The organism is Sphingopyxis panaciterrulae (assembly GCF_014199295.1).
In the GTDB taxonomy this organism is placed as follows: Bacteria; Pseudomonadota; Alphaproteobacteria; order Sphingomonadales; family Sphingomonadaceae; genus Sphingopyxis; species Sphingopyxis panaciterrulae.
In genome coordinates this window covers 196,126-213,809 of sequence record NZ_JACIJH010000003.1, presented here as the reverse complement: position 1 = coordinate 213,809, position 17,684 = coordinate 196,126, and the positions used below count along the sequence as shown (strand labels likewise).

Sequence of the window (17,684 nt, the reverse complement as noted above, 5' to 3'; positions counted from 1 at the left end):
GGAAAGAGAGGGCCTTTCGGTCGGTTTCGTTCAGCCCCAGCGCTCCCGCAACCGGACGCTAGATCCGCACCATCCGCATGCCCGCCTCGCCATAGCGCGGGCCGCTGGTGCCGCCCCTCGGCGCCGCTGCCGCGATCGCCGCAAGGTCGTCGGCGGTCAGCGTGAGGTCGGCCGCGGCGACGCTGTCCTCCATCGTCGCGCGGCGCTTGGTGCCGGGGATGGGGACGATATCCGGCCCCTGCGCGAGCAGCCAGGCGAGTGCGACCTGCGCGTTCGACACGCCATGCTTCGCGGCGACCGCGCCGATCGCGTCGACGATGCGCAGGTTGGCGGGCAGATTCTCGTCCGAATAGCGCGGGTCGTTTCGCCGCCAGTCGTGCTCGGGCAGTTCGTCGCGGCTGCGCACGGTGCCGGTCAGGAAACCGCGGCCGAGCGGCGAATAGGGGACGAAGCCGATGCCATGCTCGCGGCAGACGGGCAGGATTTCGGCCTCGACCTCGCGCTCCCATATCGAATATTCGCTCTGCAGCGCGGCGATCGGCGCGGCCTGCGCGGCGCGCCGCAGCGTGTCGGGGCCGGCCTCGGACAGCGCGATGTGGCGGACCTTGCCCTCCTTCACCAGTTCCATCATCCCGCCGACCGTCTCTTCGATCGGGACGGCCGGGTCGACGCGGTGCTGATAGAAAAGGTCGATCGTGTCGATGCCGAGCCGCTGGAGCGAGCCTTCGCAGGCGCGCCGCGCGTTGGCGGGCGAGCCGTCGACGCCGGTGATCTGCTTGCCCTCGAACCGGAAGCCGAACTTGGTCGCGATGACCAGCCCATCGCGCTTGCCCCGGATCGCTTCGCCGAGCAGTTCCTCGTTGCTGAACGGACCATAGATTTCGGCGGTGTCGAAGAAGGTGACGCCGAGGTCGATCGCGCGGTGGATCGTCCGCGTCGCCTCGTCCATGTCGGCGACCTCGCCGTAGAGAATGTTGCCACCCCTGATCATCGGCATGCAGCCGATGCCGATCGCGGAAACCTGGAGTCCGCCCCCGAGCGTGCGGTATTTCATGCTGTTTCTCCTGCCGGTTCGTCGCCGATGCCGTCGGCGGCATATTTGGTCGCCGCGACGTCGGCGACGACATTGCCTATGGTGCGGAAAATGTCGGGAAAGGTCTCGACCGCGACGAGCAGCGCCAGCGGTGCGACGGGCACCCCCATCGATACCGCGATCGGCGCGATCGAGGTGACATAGCTGATCGAGCCGGGCAGGCTGACCGAACTGAGCGCCGCGGCGACCGCGACGGCGAGTCCCACCGCCATCGTCCATGGCGTCAGCGTGACCCCGAACAGCCAGGCGATATAGACGACGACCGCCAGGTTCATCGCGGTGCTGGTAAAGCGGAACAGCGCGACCGCGAGCGGCAGCACGACGTCGGCCTTCTTGGGCTCGACGCCGAGGTCCTTCGACGCTTCGAGCATCGCGGGCAGGCAGGCGAGCGAACTTTGGGTGCTGAGCGCGACCGCGAGCGTCGGGATCATCGCGCGGACGAAGCGCGCGGGCGCGATGCCGACGACCAGCCAGGCGAGCAGCAGGCCGAGGAGGACGCAGGCGACCCCGATGCCCGAGACGATCAGCACATAATGGAGCAGCCCGCCGAACGCCGCGACCCCCGCCTTGACCGCGAGCGCATAGCCGAGTGCGAAGACCCCGACCGGCGCCAGCGCGAGCACCCAGCCGATGACGACCAGCATCGAGTCGCCCAGCGCCTTGAACAGCCCCGACAGCGTCGCGCGCTGATCCGGGCCGATGCGGGTGATCGCAAAGGCGAAGATGGTGGTGAAGACGATCAGCGGCAGCACCGCGGTTTCGGCCGCGGCGGCGATCGGGTTGGTGGGCACCAGGCTGAGCAGGAAATCGGCGAAGGTCGGCGAGGGCGGCGCCTCGGCCGCGCCGCCGAGTCCGTGGCGCAGGGCCTCCGCCGCGCCGGCCGACAGCGGAAAGACGCGCAGCAGCAGCGGGGTGAGCAGCAGCGACATGATCCCGGTGATGACGATCGCGCCGACGAAGGTCGCGACCGCCCGCGCGGCGAGCGCGCCCGCGCGCGCCGCGTCGGCGGTCGCGGTGATGCCGGTGACGAGCAGCGCGACGATCAGCGGGATGATCGTCATCTTGAGCGCGTTGAGCCAGAGCAGGCCGATGGGCTCGATGAAAGGCAGCGAGGCGGTGCCGGCGTCGGGTGCGACCGATTCGATCCCGATCCCGAGCAGCATCCCGACAACGAGCGCCGAGAGGATGATCCATGCCGATTTCACACCGAAGCCCCCCGGTGGCGATGTCGTTCGGCTTTGGAAGGTTCGCTTACCCGCCTCGTCACCCCGGACTTGATCCGGGGTCCCGCTTTTCCACGGTGCCGAGCGGGACCCCGGATCAAGTCCGGGGTGACGATGAAAGCAAAATCACGCCCCTTTTTCAAATTCGCTCTCCACCAATCCCCCGGTCAGCTTGCCAAGAAAAATGCGATAACCTAGGGCCATCCCGGGGACGCCGGGGCAGGTCCTGTCTTTGCCCGACGATTAGGTAGCAGAGGTGTCATGCGCAAGTTTTTCGGAACCGACGGGATTCGCGGGCTGACCAATGTCGCGCCGATGACCGCGGAGGTGGCGATGCGCGTCGGCATGGCGGCGGGCGCGCATTTCCTGCGCGGCACCCACAAGCACCGCGTCGTGATCGGCAAGGACACGCGCCTGTCGGGCTATATGATCGAGAATGCGCTGGTCGCGGGCTTCACGAGCGTCGGCATGGACGTGGTGCAGGTCGGCCCGATGCCGACCCCCGCGGTCGCGATGCTGGTTCCCTCGATGCGCGCCGACCTTGGCGTGATGATCTCGGCCAGCCACAATCCCTTCGCCGATAACGGCATCAAATTGTTCGGCCCCGACGGCTTCAAGCTGTCCGACGCCGACGAGGCGCAGATCGAGGCGCGGCTGGCGCAGGAGCCGGCGCTCGCCGAACCCGCGCAGATCGGGCGCGCCAAGCGGATCGAGGACGCGCGCGGCCGCTATATCCACGCGGTCAAGCAGAGCCTGCCGCAGGCGGTGCGGCTCGACGGGCTGAAGATCGTCGTCGATTGTGCCAATGGCGCCGCCTACAACAGCGCGCCGACGGTGTTCTGGGAACTGGGCGCCGACGTCGTCGCGGTCGGGGTGACGCCGAACGGGCTCAACATCAACGACCAGTGCGGATCGACCGCGCCCGCGCTGCTTCAGGAAACCGTGGTCGCGAGCGGCGCCGACATCGGCATCGCGCTGGACGGCGACGCCGACCGGCTGATCGTCGTCGACGAGGCCGGCGCGATCGTCGACGGCGATCAGATCATGGCGCTGATCGGCGCGAGCTGGGCGCGGGAGGGGCGGCTGAAAGGCGGCGGGGTCGTCGCGACGGTGATGTCGAACCTGGGACTCGAACGTTTCCTGGAGGGGCAGGGGCTGCGGCTCGAGCGCACCAAGGTCGGCGACCGCTATGTCCTCGAACGGATGCGCGAGGGCGGCTTCAACGTCGGCGGCGAGCAGTCGGGGCATATGATCCTGTCGGACCATGCGACCACCGGCGACGGCACGCTCGCGGCGCTGCAGGTGCTGGCCGAGCTGGTCCGCTCGGACAGGCCCGCGAGCGACCTGCTGCACCAGTTCGACCCGGTGCCGCAGCTTTTGAAGAATGTCCGCTTCGCCGGCGGCAAGCCGCTTGACGATGCGCAGGTTCAGGCCGCGATCGCCGAGGGCGAGGCGGCGCTTGCGGGACGCGGCCGGCTCGTGATCCGCGCCTCGGGCACCGAACCGGTGATCCGCGTCATGGCGGAGGGCGACGACGCGGCGCAGGTCGAAACGATCGTCGACAGGATTTGCGACGCGGTGCGCGTCGCGGCGGAATGATGTATAACCCCGCCGTTCGCCCTGAGCCTGTCGAAGGGCCGTTCTTTCTTTCAGCGGTGAAGGAAGAACGGCGCTTCGACAGGCTCAGCACGAACGGCCTATAAGGAATATCCATATGCTCGAAATGCGACCCGATTGCGAACGCTGCGGCCGCGATCTGCCCGCCGACCTCCACGGCGCCTTCATCTGCTCGTTCGAGTGCACCTTCTGCGCCGACTGCGCGGACAAGCTCGACGAACGCTGCCCCAATTGCGGCGGCGACCTGCTCGACCGGCCGCTACGCGAGGGCGCGGTGCTGGCGAAGTTCCCCGCCTCGACCGAGCGACGGCATCCGGGCGCGCGATGATTTCCTTCCTTCGTCATGCTGAACTTGTTTCAGCATCCATGACCCGCCCTTTCCTTCTGCGCCGCGTTAGCGGAGGGGCCGGGCCATGGACCCTGAAACAAGTTCAGGGTGACGGAATCTTTGAGGTCGTTCGATGACCGCGCGCGTCCTCATCATCGCCGGCTCCGACAGCGGAGGCGGCGCGGGGATTCAGGCCGATATCAAGACGGTGACGATGCTCGGCGGCCATGCGATGACCGCGATTGCCGCGATCACCGCGCAGAACACGCTGGGCGTGCAGGGCGTCCACGCCGTCCCGGCCGACATGGTGCTGATGCAGATCGACAGCGTCGTCGCCGACATCGGCGTCGACGCGGTCAAGATCGGGATGATCGGCAGCGCCGACACCGCGGCGGCGGTGGCCGAACGGCTGGCCCGGCCCGACCTGTCCGGCGCGGCGGTGGTGTTCGATCCGGTGATGGTCGCGACCAGCGGCTCGGTGCTCGCCGACGCCGCGACGATTCGCGCCTTCGAAACGCTGCTCGCGCGCGCGGCGGTGGTGACGCCCAATATCGACGAACTGGCGGCGCTCGGCGGCGAGGCGGCGGTGCTTGCGCACGGCTGCGCGCTGCTCGCCAAGGGCGGGCATGGCGTAGGCGAGACGGTGACCGACCGGCTGATCGAGCCTGACGCGGGCGAGGTTGCGCGCTGGGACGCACCGCGCATCGACACGCCGCACACGCACGGCACCGGCTGCACGCTGGCCAGCGCGATCGCGACCGGCCTCGCGCAGGGCATGCCGCTCGAACCCGCGGTCGCGCGTGCGCGCGATTTCGTGCGGCTCGCGCTGCTCGGCGCGTCGGGGCTGGGCGAAGGCCATGGCCCGATGGGGCAGCAGACGGTGCGCAACGACGGGCTGTTCACCGGCCCGGCGCTCAACCAGATCACGCTGCCCGCGGTCGACTATGCGGCGTCGGTCGCCTTTTACAAGCAAATGGGGCTGACGCAGATCGTCGACAGCCCCGACAACGGTTATGCGCGCTTCGAGGCCGCGAACGGCGTCACCCTGTCGATCCATCTATCCCCCTCCCGCTTGCGGGAGGGGTTAGGGGAGGGCATGGCCGCTCTACGCTCGGAAACAAGCCCTCCCCCGGCCCCTCCCGCAAGCGGGAGGGGAGAAACAGGGGCGACCGCCTATCTGGAAAGCGGCGCGCTCGACGCGTGGGTCGCCTATCTTGCGCGGCGCGGGGTGCGCTTCGACACGATGCCGCGCGACGAGTTATGGGGCTGGCGCGAGGCGCGGCTGACCGATCCGGCGGGCAACCGGCTCTGCCTCTATCAGGCCGGCGAATATCGCAGGTATCCGCCGTGGCGGGTCGAGCGTTGACCGGTCTTTTGATGACCCGTTCGTGTCGAGCGAAGTCGAGACACCCATCGGGGTTGCGCCATGTAGATGGGTGTCTCGACTTCGCTCGGCACGAACGGGAAGCTAAACTCGGCGCTTCCTGCTATGAAAGGGGCGGGACGTCATGCTGATCGTCGGCGTCGACGAGGCCGGACGCGGGCCGCTCGCCGGACCGGTGGTCGCGGCGGCGGTGATCCTGTGCGAGGGCGGAATCGACGGCCTCGACGACAGCAAGAAACTGAGCGCGAAACGCCGCGGTGAGCTGGAAGCCCAGATCAAGGCACGCTGCCGCTGGGGCGTCGGCGAGGCGAGCGTCGTCGAGATCGACGCGATCAACATCTTGCAGGCGACCTTCCTCGCGATGACGCGCGCGGTCGAGGCATTGGGCTGCGACCCGCACGAGATACTGGTCGACGGCAACCGCCTGCCGCGCTGGAAATATCGCGCCCGCGCCGTGGTCGGCGGCGACGCGCTGCACCCGTGCATTTCGGCGGCGAGCATCGTCGCCAAGGAGCATCGCGACCGCATCATGGTCGCCGCGGCGCGCGACTTTCCGTCCTTTGGCTGGGAGAGCAATATGGGCTATGGCACGCCGCAGCATCTGACGGCGCTACGCCTCCACGGGCCGACGCCGCTGCACCGCGCCAGTTTTGCGCCGGTCGCGCAGGCGATGCTGATCTGAGGGCGGGGGCCCGGGAAACAGTGGGAGAGGGCGATGCGCAGCGGATTCACGGCCGATGACGTCGCCGACCAGAGCGGCCGGCGCTTCCTGATTACCGGCGCCAACGCCGGTATCGGGTTCGAGGCGGCCCGGGTGCTGGCGGCGCGCGGCGCGCATGTCGTCCTCGCCTGCCGCGACGCCGCGCGGGCCGAAGCGGCGATGGAGCGGATTCGCGCCGACGTGCCGGGCGCCGAGCTGTCCTTCCTCTCGCTCGACCTCGCCGATCTCGATCAGGTGAAGGCGGCGGCGCAGGCGGCGCTTGCCGGGCCGCGCATCGACGGGCTGATCGACAATGCGGGAGTGATGATTCCGCCGCGCACGCTGACCAAGCAGGGCTTCGAACTGCAGTTCGGGGTCAATCACCTTGGCCATTTCGCCTTCGTCGGGCTGGTCCATCCGCATGTCGAGGATCGCATCGTCATCACGGCCAGCCTCGCGCACAAGAGCGGTGCGATGGATTACAGCGATCTCGATGCGAGCCGCAGCTATCATCCCTGGCAGCGCTATCAGATGAGCAAGCTCGCCAACCTGCTCCACATGGTCGAACTCGATCGCCGGCTCGGCGCCGCGGGGCGCAGGGCGCAGGCGATCGGCTGCCATCCCGGCGTCGCGCTGACCGAGCTGACGCGGCATCTGCCTTTCCCCTTGCGCAGCATGACGCCGCTGGCGACCCCCTTCTTCAACAGCGCCGCGCAGGGCGCGTGGCCGACCTTGCAAGCGGCGACCGGCGCGCATGTGCAGGGCGGCGACTATCTCGGCCCGCAGGGGTTGGGCGAGGTCACGGGCCGCTCCGGCCCCGCCCGCGCGACCCGCGCGGGGCGCGACGCCAAGCTCGCGCGCGAGCTGTGGGAGCGCTCGGTCGATCTGACCGGCGTCGATCCGGGGATATAGCTATCTTCCCTCTCCCCTTCAGGGGAGAGGATAGCGCAGCTTGCTCCGTCAGGAGTTAGCGAAGCTTGGAGAGGGGAAAACGGCAAGCCCCGCTCCAACTTCGGCTAGGCAGCAAGCTGCCAAGCCTCCATATCCTCTCCCCTGAAGGGGAGAGGAGGAAAAATTTTCTCCACTGAGTCCTCCCCGCCACACCACCAGCAGTTGAGTCTCCGAGTGGCGGCAGACTCCATATGTCGTGGGGGACTCCTTTCGTTCTCGCCGCGTTAACCTTTCGGAGAGGCGGATTCCCTAGAATCCTGGCCTTGACGGCGGACTCCACCGGACTCATCAAGGCCTTCTTTGCAATGAAACAGGGGCAAGCGGCATGGGTGTGATGGAGCGGGTCAAGGCGCCGGCGGCGAAGCAGCGAGCGGCGAAAACGGCCCCGGCGGACGTGCCGATCGACAGCATATTGCAGGGCGACTGCGTCGAGATGATGCGCTCGCTGCCCGCCGCGTCGGTCGACATGATCTTCGCCGACCCGCCCTATAACCTTCAGCTCGGCGGCGACCTTCTGCGCCCCGACGGCAGCCAGGTCGATGCGGTCGACGACGACTGGGACAAGTTCGACAGCCTCGCCACTTACGACCGCTTCACCCATGCCTGGCTCAAGGAAGCGAAGCGCATCCTGAAGCCGAACGGCAGCATCTGGGTGATCGGCAGCTATCACAATATTTTCCGCGTCGGCACCGCGCTCCAGGACAATGGCTATTGGATCCTCAACGACATCGTGTGGCGCAAGGCGAACCCGATGCCCAATTTCAAGGGCACCCGCTTCACCAACGCGCACGAGACGCTGATCTGGGCGTCGATGGGCGAAAAGGCGCGCTACACGTTCAACTATCGCGCGATGAAGACGCTGAACGACGAGCTTCAGATGCGCAGCGACTGGCTGATCCCGATCTGCGGCGGGCAGGAACGGCTCAAGAAGGGGGGGCACAAGGTCCACCCGACGCAGAAGCCAGAGGCGCTGCTCTATCGCATCCTGCTCGCCTGCTCGAACCCCGGCGACGTGATCCTCGACCCCTTCTTCGGCACCGGCACCACCGGCGCGGTCGCGAAGCGGCTCGGGCGCCATTATATCGGCATCGAGCGCGAGGATGATTATATCGCGGCGGCGATGGAGCGCATCGAGATGGCGCTGCCGCTCGACGAGAGCGCGGTGAAGACGATGATGGCGCCCAAAGCCGCAACGCGCGTCGCCTTCGGCACGCTGGTCGAATGCGGGATGATCGCGCCGGGGTCGGTGCTGACCGATACCAAACGCCGCTGGCAGGCGGTGGTGCGCGTCGATGGCAGCCTCGATTGCGAAGGCCAGGCGCCGGGGTCGATCCACAAGGTCGGCGCGGGCGTACAGAGCGCGCCGAGCTGCAATGGCTGGACCTTCTGGCACGTCGATGATGGCAAGGAATTGCGCGTGATCGACGCGGTGCGGCAGGACTGGCTGCTGGCGCACGAGGCGTAGGGCATAACGTCATCCCGGCGAAAGCTGGGATGAGTTTCAAGAGGAGAGGGCATGTTCGCACCGCTGACCAGGCCCGGCCTCGGCGCCGCATCGCCCGATGCGCGCCTCTATTGCCGCCCCGTCTGCTTCGTCGACCGCCCGCACGAGCTGGACGACGCCTGCCTGCGCCTCGCCGACACCATGCTGTGGTTCGCCGCGTGGCATGTCAGTCTGCGCGACGGCACTGGCGTGAAGTCGGCCATCGTGCCGGTCCCCGAACTGGACGACTGGATCGCGGTCCTGCCCGACCGGCTCGCCGAGGCGGCCACGATGCAGCGCGCGGCGATCCGGCGCTCGCGCGGCGCGCTCCATCTCGGTGAACGCACGGTGCGGCTGAACGAGCCGCAGATCATGGGCATCCTCAACGTCACCCCCGACAGCTTCTCCGACGGCGGCAAGCATGTCGACGCCGCCGCGGCGGTCGAGGCGGGCTTCGCGATGGCCTCGGCGGGGGCGGCGATCGCCGATGTCGGCGGCGAATCGACCCGCCCCGGCGCGCCGCTGGTCTGGGAAGGCGACGAAATACAGCGGGTCGAAGCCGTCGTCGCGGCGCTGGCGAAGGGCGGGGTCGCGGTGTCGATCGACACGCGCAAGGCGGCGGTGATGGAGGCGGCGCTTGCTGCGGGCGCGACGCTCGTCAACGATATCTCGGCGCTTCGCTACGACGACCGTGCGATGGAGGTGGTCGCGCGCGCCGGCTGTCCGGTGGTGCTGATGCACGCCCCTTCGGCAAAGAGCGACCCGCACGAGGGCGGCCGCTATGCGCACGCGCTGTTCGACGTCTATGACATGCTGGGCGACCGCGTCGCGGCGTGCGTGGCGGCCGGGATCGACCCGGCGAAGATCATCGTCGACCCCGGCATCGGTTTCGGCAAGGGGATCGCCGACAATCTGGCGCTGGCGAACGGCCTGTCGCTGTTCCACACGCTCGGTTGCCCGCTCCTGTTCGGCGCGAGCCGCAAGCGGATGATCGGCGCGCTCGACAATGAAGCGCCCGCCGATGCGCGGCTGGGCGGCAGCCTCGCGCTCCACTATCGGGCGGCCGAGCAGGGCGCGCAATTGCTGCGCGTCCACGACGTCGCCGAGACCCGGCAGGCGCTACGCGTTTGGCGCGGGCTGCGGGATGCGGCGCTGACGGGTTAGTCGCGGGGATTTACCTGTCATTGCGAGCGAAGCGAAGCAATCTCCAGCTATCGTCCGGCGAGGCTGATAGCTGGAGATTGCTTCGTCGCTCCGCTCCTCGAAATGACGATCGGTGATGGCGCTCTAGCTTCTCTCGTCCTCCCGACGCGCCTTCTTCCCGCGCGCGACCTCGGTCGCCAGCGCTTCGAAGCGCGGTTCCCATGTGCGTCGGAACCGCTGTACCCACGCGTCAACCTCGTCGAAGCGCTCGGGCGCGACCGCGTAGAGCCGGCGGCGCCCTTCGGCGCGCACCGTCGCGAAGCCGGCATCGCGGAGGACGCGCAGATGCTGCGATACCGCGGGCTGCGAGATGCCGAATTCCGCGGCAATAACGTCGACGATATCGCCCGAACTGCGCACGCCATCGGCGAGCAACTCTAGGATACGGCGGCGTACCCGATCGCCGAGGATATCGAAGGCATGCATCATTCGGGCGCGGCGGCGCCGGTGTAGAAGGCCGTCGTGCTGGCGCCTGCGTGGTTTGCGGCGTCTTCAGCGGTTCCATAGGCGATCGACGCGGCGGTCCACGCGTCGCTGCTCGATGTTGCGAAGGCCTTGCCCTCGTCGCTCAGCGGCCAGGTCTCTTCGGCGAAGCGTTCCTGCACCGCCTCGCCGGTCTCGATATGCCAGGCGAGGCCGAGCAGCGACAGGTCCCAGCCGACGCCTACCGCGCCGGGGCCGAAGCGCTCCCAGAATTCCTCCGACTTGTCGTCGAGCGGGGCGATGTGGCGGAGGGTGAGGCGGGTCGACCCGCCGCTCGCCTCGGTCAACGCGACCTCGACCCAACTCGTGCCGCCGCCGAACTCCCAGGTCAGCGCGAAGCTGCGCGGCGGTTCGCAGGCGGTGACCGTGCCGCCCGCATTGCCCTTGATCTGATAGCGGCCACCGAGCTCGAGGTCGCCTTCGACCGGCGCGAACCAGCGCGGGATACGCAGCTTGTCGGTGATGGCATTCCACAGATCGTCGATACCGGTGGCATAGTCGCGCGACGCGACGACGGCGCGGGCCGGCTGACCAAGGTGGGTGGTGTCTTCGACCTTGCGGACGACGAGGGCGGCTTGCTGAGCGGTATCGAAGGCCATGATGATTCTCCCGATGGCGGCCGGGCAATCATATCAACCGGAAATTATATAAGTCCAGACTTATATTAAGCCGCGGTATCGATCCCGAGATCGCTCAGCTTGCGATACAGCGTCGAGCGCCCGATCCCCAGCCGCCGCGCGACCTCGCTCATCCGGCCGCGATAGTGGCCGATGGCGAGGCGGATGACGTCGGCCTCGATTTCCTCGAGCGGACGCAGGTTGCCGTCGGGCAGATAGAGGGTCACGCCGATGGCCTCGCCGTTGATCGCGATCTCGCCCTGTCCCGCCGATCCGCTGCCGCCGAGCGCGGCCTCGATCGCGGTGAAATCGGCGCTGGTCAGCACGTCGGTCCGACTGTCCATCGCGGCGCGGAACAGCACGTCCTGCAACTGGCGGACGTTGCCCGGCCAAGCATAGGCGGCGAGCAGGCGCAGTGCGTCGTCGGTGACGCCGAGCGGCCTCATCCCCGGCAGGCCGCCGATTCGCGTCAGCAGGTGGCGCGCGAGCGGGCCGACGTCGCCGCGCCGCTCGCTGAGCGAGGGTAGGGTAAATTGCGCGCTCGACAGCGCGTAGAACAGGTCCTCGCGGAAATGGCCGGCCTCGATCAGCTTGTCGAGCGGGCTCGCGCTGGTCGAGATGATGCGGACGTCGACGCTCTGGCGGATCGTCCCGCCGATCATCTGCACTTCGCCGCTGTTGATGAATTCGACCAGCTTCGCCTGGGTTTCCAGCGGGATGCACTCGACATGGTCGATGATGATGCTGCCGCCGTCGGCCTCGACCAGCCGCCCGATCTGGCGATCGAAGGCGCCCGGAAAGGCGCCGCGCTCGTGCCCGAACAGCCCCGACCCGATCAGCCCCGGCGACACGGCCGAGCAGTCGACCATGACCAGCGCGCCGCGGGCGCGGGGCGAGGCGCCGTGGATCGCGCGGGCAAAGACTTCCTTGCCGGTGCCGGGCTTGCCGTTGATCATCACCGGAACGCGCGCGCGCGCCGCCTTGGCCGCGATCGCCAGCGCGCTGCGGAAATTGGGCGACGAGCCGATGATCTCCTCGAAGGCGAGCGGCGCGCGCAGCTTTTCGGTCAGCGGACGCAATTCGCCTTGCGGCCCGGCGTCCGACGCGACGCAATCGAGTGCGCCGAGCAGCCGGTCGGGGGCGATCGGCTTCTGCACGAAATCGCTCGCGCCGGCGCGCATCGCGGCGACGGCCGTCTCGACCCCGCCGCGCATGGTGATGACGATCAGCGGCAGCGCGGGACGCCAGCGGCGCAGTTCGGCGACGAAATCGGCGATCGGCGCGCCGGGCGCTCCCTGGTCCACGAGTACCGCGTCGAGCGCCATGCCCTCCTGCGTGCCCAGCCGGGCGAGCGCCGTGTCGGTATCGCCGGCGATCACGCTGCGCCAGCCGCCGCGCGACATCAACGCCGACAGAAAGCGCTGCTGCGCCGTCTCGCTGTCGACGATCATGACCGTTCGGGTATCGCGCGTGCTTGCCATCTTTTCCGGTTTCGCCCCCGTGCCCAAGGATGTTCGGCATGGTCATGCCGTCGTTCCGCTCTTTCCGTCAGTGATTTACGCCACAGGGGTAAAAGGGCGATTAAGGGCGATGACCTTTCGAACGCCCAAAGCGCTTGAGCATCGCGAGAGGCGTCGCTAGAGCCAATGCCGAATCCCGATTCCGGGGCGCCCGCGGCGCCCTGCACAGGAACAGGAGAAGGGGAAAGCCATGGCGGATCAGGAAATGAAGGCGGCGAATGAAACCTATGCGGGTTTCGTTGGCCTGTTCAAGACGAGCGCGATCATCACTGCGGTCGTTGCCCTTGTCGTCGTCCTGCTGATCTCCTGACCGGAATCGGCATGCGCATCGCTGTACTGAAGGAGCTCGCTCCGGGCGAGACGCGGGTCGCTGCGACTCCGGAAACCATCAAGAAATTCATTGGCCTGGGGGCCGAAGTTTCGGTCGAATCGGGTGCGGGGGAAACCGCGTCGATCGCCGATGCCGATTATGCCGCGGCGGGCGCCGGCATCGGCAGCCGCGCCGAAACGCTCAAGGGCGCGAACATCATCCTCGGCATTCAGGGGCCGGATCCGAAGAGCCTGTCGGGCTATGCCGAGGGCGCGTGGCTTGCCGCGGGACTCAATCCGTTCGGTGAGCGTGCGCGCGTCGATGCCTATGCGAAGCTGGGGCTCGAGGCGCTGGCGATGGAATTCATGCCGCGCATCACCCGCGCGCAGTCGATGGATATCCTGTCGAGTCAGGCGAATCTGTCGGGCTACAAGGCGGTGCTGATGGCGGCGAGCGCCTATGGCCGCGCCTTTCCGATGATGATGACCGCCGCGGGCACCGTCAGCGCCGCCAAGGCCTTCGTCATGGGCGTCGGCGTTGCGGGGTTGCAGGCGATCGCGACCGCGCGCCGCCTGGGGGCGCAGGTCAGCGCGACCGACGTGCGCTCGGCGACCAAGGAACAGATTCTCAGCCTCGGCGCCAAGCCGATCTTCGTCGAGAGCGTCGCGGGGATCGAGGGCGAGGGCAGCGGCGGCTATGCCACCGAAATGTCGGACGAGTACAAGGCGGCGCAGGCCGAACTGGTGTCGTCGCACATCGCCAAGCAGGACATCGTCATCACCACCGCGCTGATTCCGGGGCGCCCGGCGCCGCGGCTGATCAGCGACGCACAACTCGCGACGATGCGCGCGGGCAGCGTGATCGTCGACATGGCGGCCGAAAGCGGCGGCAACGTCGAGGGGTCGGCGCCCGGCGAGACGAAGCGGATTCACGGCGTCACCGTGATCGGCGCGCAGAATATCGCCGCGCTGATGCCCGCCGACACCAGCGCGCTGTTCAGCCGCAACCTGTTCAACTTCCTCTCCGCCTTCTGGGACAAGGAAGCGGGCAGGCCGGTGCTCGACGAGGAAATCGGCAATGCTGTACGCCTGACGCAGGGCGGCAAGGTCGTGAACGAGCGGCTGCTGGGATAGCGGCCAACCGCGCCGGAGCACCAACTTTCTTCTGAAACTTTCGCGTCATAATGCGCGTTGATTTTCGGCCGGGCTGCCGCGCGATGCGCGGGTCTGCGCCGGGCGATGCGGATTCGAAGGAGACTGGGCGGTGGCAAGATGGCTTCTGGTGGCGGGCATGATCGCGGGTCTCGCGCTCGCCGGGTGCAAGAAGACGCCTGAGCCGCCGGCGACCGAGACGATGGCCGACATGACCGGCGCGATCGGCGCGGGCGGACAGGAAACGCAATCGATCGTCGATAGCATCCTCGCCATGCCGAACCACAAGACCTTCTCGGCTGCGCTGGCGGCTTCGGGCGTTGCGGCAAAGCTGGCGGGGAATGGCCCCTTCACCGTTTTCGCGCCGACCGACGCCGCTTTCGCGCAAGTGCCGGTGGCGACCCGCGATGCGTGGATGCGTCCCGAAAGCAAGGCGGTGCTCGCCGGCGTCCTCGATTATCATATCGTCCCCGGAAGGCTGACCGCCACCGATCTGGCGGCGCGGATCGAGGCAGGCGGCGGCAAGACCACGCTGACCACCGCGGGCGGGCAGGATATTTCCCTGTCGATGAGCGGCAACAAGATCCTGCTGACCGCGGCCGGCGGCAACCGGGCGGTGGTGTCCACCGCCGATCTCGACCGGAAGAATGGCGTGATCCACGTCGTCGACGCGGTGCTGTTGCCCCGGATGTAAAGCTTTCGCGCATAGGCGGATGACGGGTTCGTCTCGCGGTGTCCCCCCTGTCACCCTGACCTTGTTTGGCAATTATTCCCGCGACAGCCGCATGGCGTCATTGCTTCGTCGCTACGCTCCTCGCAATGACCAAGTAGGAATTACGGCAGCGGGGCGCGTCAGCGACATTTTATGTCGTCATTCGGGCTCTCTTTCATCACTGGCGAAAGCGATGCGACCTTTTTTGTCCGCTTAGGAGTCGACACGCCGCGTGCGGGTCGGCAAGAGAGGCGCGCACGGAATCAGCAGGGGAGCAGCCCGTGGATTTTATCGCCATTTTCTCGATTTTCGTTCTCGCCTGTTTCGTCGGCTATTTCGTCGTCTGGTCGGTGACGCCGGCACTGCACACGCCGCTGATGAGCGTGACCAACGCGATTTCGTCGGTCATCATCGTCGGCGCGCTGATCGCCAGCGCCGCCGCGGGGTCGCCCGTGTCCAAATGGCTCGGCCTTGCCGCCGTGGTGATGGCGAGCATCAACATCTTCGGCGGCTTCGCGGTCACCGAGCGCATGCTCGCGATGTACAAGAAGAAAGAGCGTTAAGGCGCTGACAACAGGGTTTTGACGAGCCGCCGCGGCGCGCTCGACAGGGGAAGAATTTCACATGCACGACGTCGCACCGATCAATCCCTGGGTGGCTTTGGCCTATCTGGTCGCCGGGGTCTTCTTCATCCTTGCGCTGCGCGGCCTGTCGTCGCCGGCCTCGTCGCGCCGCGGCAATCGCTTCGGCATGGCGGGCATGGGCATCGCGGTCGTCACCACGCTGGTCACCCACGAGCTTGCGAATCCGATCGAGGTGATCGGCGCCATCGCGATCGGCGCGGTCATCGGCCTCGTGATGGCGCGCAAGATCGCGATGACGGCGATGCCGCAGCTCGTCGCGGCGTTCCACAGCCTTGTCGGTCTCGCCGCGGTCGCGGTCGCGGCGGCGGCCTATCTGAACCCCGGCGCCTTCGGCATCGCCGATGAAGCGGGGCAGATCTTCACCGTCAGCCGGATCGAGATGGGGCTGGGCATCGCGATCGGCGCGATCACCTTTTCGGGGTCGGTCATCGCCTTCCTGAAGCTCAACGGCAACATGTCGGGCGCGCCGATCATTCTGCCGCTGCGCCACCTCATCAACCTCGGCACGCTCGCCGCGATCCTCGGGCTGATCGGCTATTTCCTGACCGATCAGTCGCCGGCGGTCTTCTGGACGATCACCGCGCTCAGCTTCCTGATCGGCTTCCTGCTCATCATCCCGATCGGCGGCGCCGACATGCCGGTCGTCGTGTCGATGCTCAACAGCTATTCGGGCTGGGCCGCGGCGGCGATGGGCTTCACGCTCCACAACACGGCGATGATCATCACCGGGGCGCTCGTCGGCTCGTCGGGTGCGATCCTGTCCTACATCATGTGCCGCGCGATGAACCGCAGCTTCATCAGCGTGATTGCCGGCGGCTTCGGCGCCGACGATTCGGGCGGCGCGGGCGGCGGCGCGAAGGAGCAGCGGCCGTGGAAGCCCGGCAGCGCCGACGACGCCGCCTTCCTGATGAGCCAGGCGGAGAATGTCATCATCGTCCCCGGTTACGGCATGGCGGTCGCGCAGGCGCAGCACGCGCTGCGCGAGATGGCCGACCTGCTCAAGAAGGAAGGCGTCAACGTCAAATATGCGATCCATCCGGTCGCGGGCCGCATGCCAGGCCATATGAACGTCCTGCTGGCCGAGGCGAACGTGCCCTATGACGAGGTGTTCGAGCTGGAGGACATCAACAACGAGTTCGCCCAGTGCGACGTCGCCTTCGTCATCGGCGCCAACGACGTGACCAACCCGGCGGCCAAGACCGACAAGTCCTCGCCCATCTATGGCATGCCGGTGCTCGACGTCGAAAAGGCGAAGACGGTGCTGTTCGTGAAGCGCTCGATGGGCGGGGTCGGCTATGCCGGCGTCGACAACGACGTCTTCTACATGGACCAGACGATGATGCTGCTGGGCGATGCGAAGAAGATGGCCGACGATATCGTCAAGGCACTCAACGGCAGCGGGCATTGATTTCCTGATTCCGTTCGTCCTGCGCTTGTCGAAGGACCGTTCTTCCTTCTAAGGACAGGACGGAAGGACGGGACTTCGACAAGCTCAGTCCAAACGGTATTGGGAGGATAGCTTGCGGAAAATCGGCCTGATCGGCGGCATGAGCTGGGCATCGACCGAGATCTACTATCGCCAGCTCAACAAGGGAGTGCAGAAGCGGATCGGAACGAGTTGTTCGGCGCCGATCCTGCTCGAAAGCCTCAACTATTGCGAGCTGTCGCGCCTGACGACGCCCGAGCAATGGGACAATGCGCGCGCGGTGCTGATCGAATCGGCGAAGCGGCTTCAGGATGCGGGCGCGACCGCGCTGATGATCGCGGCCAATTCGATGCACAAGCTTGCCGAGGATATCGGCGCGGGGATCGCGATCCCGCTGATCCACATCGTCGACGAGACCGGCGAAAAGATGCGCGCCGACGGAATCAAGACCGCCGCCGTCATCGGCACGCGCAACGTGATGACCGAATCCTGGTATCGCCAGCGGCTCGTGCGCTACGGCCTGACCCTCGCCCCCTATGACGGCACCCGCGCCGAGGAGGTCGACCGCATCGTCTACGACGAACTGATGCAGGGCAAGGTGACCGAGGATTCGCGCCGCACGATGCGGACCTTCATCACCGACATCGCCAAGCAGGACGTGCAGGCGCTGGTGCTCGCCTGCACCGAACTGGTCATGCTCGTCGATCCCGATGCCAATGTGCTGCCGATCTACGACGCCGCGCGCATCCATGTCGCCGCCGGGGTCGACTGGATATTGGGCGACGCGCCCTGATGAGGTCCCTCCCGCTTGCTGGAGGGAGTTAGGACGGATCGACATT

17 protein-coding genes are annotated in these 17,684 nt (G+C 67.3%); 12 read left to right on the top strand and 5 right to left on the bottom strand.

Translation table 11 applies throughout. The features are described from left to right. Positions 1–58: 58 nt before the first annotated feature. Together FHR21_RS07645 and FHR21_RS07640 are read right to left on the bottom strand one after the other, a co-directional pair. A complete protein-coding gene (locus tag FHR21_RS07645; protein ID WP_184096913.1) occupies positions 59–1,054 on the bottom strand; it encodes an aldo/keto reductase in 996 nt (331 codons plus the stop codon). Beyond that, the gene (locus FHR21_RS07640) at positions 1,051–2,298 is read right to left on the bottom strand and encodes a cation:dicarboxylate symporter family transporter (RefSeq protein WP_184096911.1); all 1,248 of its coding nucleotides are present in this window, start codon (positions 2,296–2,298) and stop codon (positions 1,051–1,053) included. The genes FHR21_RS07645 and FHR21_RS07640 overlap by 4 nt, the downstream gene beginning before the upstream one ends. A gap of 279 nt (positions 2,299–2,577) precedes the next feature. Between FHR21_RS07640 and glmM the strand changes: the two genes are divergently transcribed. The 7 genes from glmM (at position 2,578) to folP (ending at position 9,943) form a co-directional block, all read left to right on the top strand. Next, positions 2,578–3,915 (top strand): phosphoglucosamine mutase, encoded by a 1,338-nt coding sequence (gene glmM / locus FHR21_RS07635; RefSeq protein ID WP_184096909.1) that lies wholly within the window; start codon positions 2,578–2,580, stop codon positions 3,913–3,915. 115 nt (positions 3,916–4,030) lie between these two features. Next, positions 4,031–4,261 (top strand): DUF1272 domain-containing protein, encoded by a 231-nt coding sequence (locus FHR21_RS07630; protein ID WP_184096907.1) that lies wholly within the window; start codon positions 4,031–4,033, stop codon positions 4,259–4,261. A 133-nt stretch (positions 4,262–4,394) separates the two neighbouring features. Next, positions 4,395–5,627, top strand: a complete 1,233-nt coding sequence (thiD, locus tag FHR21_RS07625) for a bifunctional hydroxymethylpyrimidine kinase/phosphomethylpyrimidine kinase (RefSeq protein ID WP_184096905.1) — start codon at positions 4,395–4,397, stop codon at positions 5,625–5,627. A gap of 142 nt (positions 5,628–5,769) precedes the next feature. Further along, the gene (locus FHR21_RS07620; RefSeq protein ID WP_184096903.1) at positions 5,770–6,327 is read left to right on the top strand and encodes a ribonuclease HII; all 558 of its coding nucleotides are present in this window, start codon (positions 5,770–5,772) and stop codon (positions 6,325–6,327) included. A 33-nt stretch (positions 6,328–6,360) separates the two neighbouring features. Beyond that, positions 6,361–7,257, top strand: a complete 897-nt coding sequence (locus FHR21_RS07615; RefSeq protein WP_184096901.1) for an oxidoreductase — start codon at positions 6,361–6,363, stop codon at positions 7,255–7,257. Between the two features lie 364 nt (positions 7,258–7,621). Beyond that, complete coding sequence (locus FHR21_RS07610) at positions 7,622–8,761, top strand: site-specific DNA-methyltransferase (protein ID WP_184096899.1); 1,140 nt, start codon at positions 7,622–7,624, stop codon at positions 8,759–8,761. Positions 8,762–8,812: 51 nt separating this feature from the next. Continuing rightward, on the top strand, positions 8,813–9,943 hold the full coding sequence (gene folP / locus FHR21_RS07605) for a dihydropteroate synthase (protein ID WP_184096897.1): 1,131 nt from the start codon (positions 8,813–8,815) through the stop codon (positions 9,941–9,943). Positions 9,944–10,066: 123 nt separating this feature from the next. Here the strand turns inward: folP and FHR21_RS07600 are convergent, their stop codons facing one another. The 3 genes from FHR21_RS07600 to FHR21_RS07590 form a co-directional block, all read right to left on the bottom strand. Next, positions 10,067–10,411: an ArsR/SmtB family transcription factor gene (locus FHR21_RS07600; protein ID WP_246427107.1), complete on the bottom strand. Its 345-nt coding sequence runs from the start codon at positions 10,409–10,411 to the stop codon at positions 10,067–10,069. Further along, the gene (locus tag FHR21_RS07595; protein ID WP_184096895.1) at positions 10,408–11,064 is read right to left on the bottom strand and encodes an SRPBCC family protein; all 657 of its coding nucleotides are present in this window, start codon (positions 11,062–11,064) and stop codon (positions 10,408–10,410) included. The genes FHR21_RS07600 and FHR21_RS07595 overlap by 4 nt, the downstream gene beginning before the upstream one ends. Before the next feature lie 65 nt (positions 11,065–11,129). Further along, positions 11,130–12,563, bottom strand: coding sequence for a sigma-54-dependent transcriptional regulator (locus FHR21_RS07590; protein ID WP_184096893.1), 1,434 nt, complete (start codon positions 12,561–12,563; stop codon positions 11,130–11,132). A gap of 360 nt (positions 12,564–12,923) precedes the next feature. On the opposite strand from FHR21_RS07590, the gene FHR21_RS07585 reads away from it, so the two are divergent. The 5 genes from FHR21_RS07585 to FHR21_RS07565 all read left to right on the top strand — a co-directional run bounded on the left by FHR21_RS07585 (position 12,924) and on the right by FHR21_RS07565 (position 17,638). Beyond that, the gene (locus FHR21_RS07585) at positions 12,924–14,045 is read left to right on the top strand and encodes an NAD(P) transhydrogenase subunit alpha (protein ID WP_184096891.1); all 1,122 of its coding nucleotides are present in this window, start codon (positions 12,924–12,926) and stop codon (positions 14,043–14,045) included. A 130-nt stretch (positions 14,046–14,175) separates the two neighbouring features. Then, positions 14,176–14,757: a fasciclin domain-containing protein gene (locus FHR21_RS07580; RefSeq protein WP_338113096.1), complete on the top strand. Its 582-nt coding sequence runs from the start codon at positions 14,176–14,178 to the stop codon at positions 14,755–14,757. 299 nt (positions 14,758–15,056) lie between these two features. Beyond that, the gene (locus FHR21_RS07575) at positions 15,057–15,338 is read left to right on the top strand and encodes a proton-translocating transhydrogenase family protein (protein ID WP_184096889.1); all 282 of its coding nucleotides are present in this window, start codon (positions 15,057–15,059) and stop codon (positions 15,336–15,338) included. A gap of 61 nt (positions 15,339–15,399) precedes the next feature. Next, on the top strand, positions 15,400–16,827 hold the full coding sequence (locus FHR21_RS07570) for an NAD(P)(+) transhydrogenase (Re/Si-specific) subunit beta (RefSeq protein WP_184096887.1): 1,428 nt from the start codon (positions 15,400–15,402) through the stop codon (positions 16,825–16,827). 112 nt (positions 16,828–16,939) lie between these two features. Then, the gene (locus tag FHR21_RS07565) at positions 16,940–17,638 is read left to right on the top strand and encodes an aspartate/glutamate racemase family protein (RefSeq protein ID WP_184096885.1); all 699 of its coding nucleotides are present in this window, start codon (positions 16,940–16,942) and stop codon (positions 17,636–17,638) included. The last annotated feature ends 46 nt before the right edge of the window (positions 17,639–17,684 follow it).

Bases quoted from the DNA above. Each gene is read 5' to 3' on its own strand.
- FHR21_RS07645 (WP_184096913.1), bottom strand. From the start codon at position 1,054: ATGAAATACCGCACGCTCGGGGGCGGACTCCAGGTTTCCGCGATCGGC.
- glmM (WP_184096909.1), top strand. From the start codon at position 2,578: ATGCGCAAGTTTTTCGGAACCGACGGGATTCGCGGGCTGACCAATGTC.
- FHR21_RS07630 (WP_184096907.1), top strand. From the start codon at position 4,031: ATGCTCGAAATGCGACCCGATTGCGAACGCTGCGGCCGCGATCTGCCC.
- thiD (WP_184096905.1), top strand. From the start codon at position 4,395: ATGACCGCGCGCGTCCTCATCATCGCCGGCTCCGACAGCGGAGGCGGC.
- FHR21_RS07620 (WP_184096903.1), top strand. From the start codon at position 5,770: ATGCTGATCGTCGGCGTCGACGAGGCCGGACGCGGGCCGCTCGCCGGA.
- FHR21_RS07615 (WP_184096901.1), top strand. From the start codon at position 6,361: ATGCGCAGCGGATTCACGGCCGATGACGTCGCCGACCAGAGCGGCCGG.
- FHR21_RS07610 (WP_184096899.1), top strand. From the start codon at position 7,622: ATGGGTGTGATGGAGCGGGTCAAGGCGCCGGCGGCGAAGCAGCGAGCG.
- folP (WP_184096897.1), top strand. From the start codon at position 8,813: ATGTTCGCACCGCTGACCAGGCCCGGCCTCGGCGCCGCATCGCCCGAT.
- FHR21_RS07600 (WP_246427107.1), bottom strand. From the start codon at position 10,411: ATGATGCATGCCTTCGATATCCTCGGCGATCGGGTACGCCGCCGTATC.
- FHR21_RS07595 (WP_184096895.1), bottom strand. From the start codon at position 11,064: ATGGCCTTCGATACCGCTCAGCAAGCCGCCCTCGTCGTCCGCAAGGTC.
- FHR21_RS07590 (WP_184096893.1), bottom strand. From the start codon at position 12,563: ATGGCAAGCACGCGCGATACCCGAACGGTCATGATCGTCGACAGCGAG.
- FHR21_RS07585 (WP_184096891.1), top strand. From the start codon at position 12,924: ATGCGCATCGCTGTACTGAAGGAGCTCGCTCCGGGCGAGACGCGGGTC.
- FHR21_RS07570 (WP_184096887.1), top strand. From the start codon at position 15,400: ATGCACGACGTCGCACCGATCAATCCCTGGGTGGCTTTGGCCTATCTG.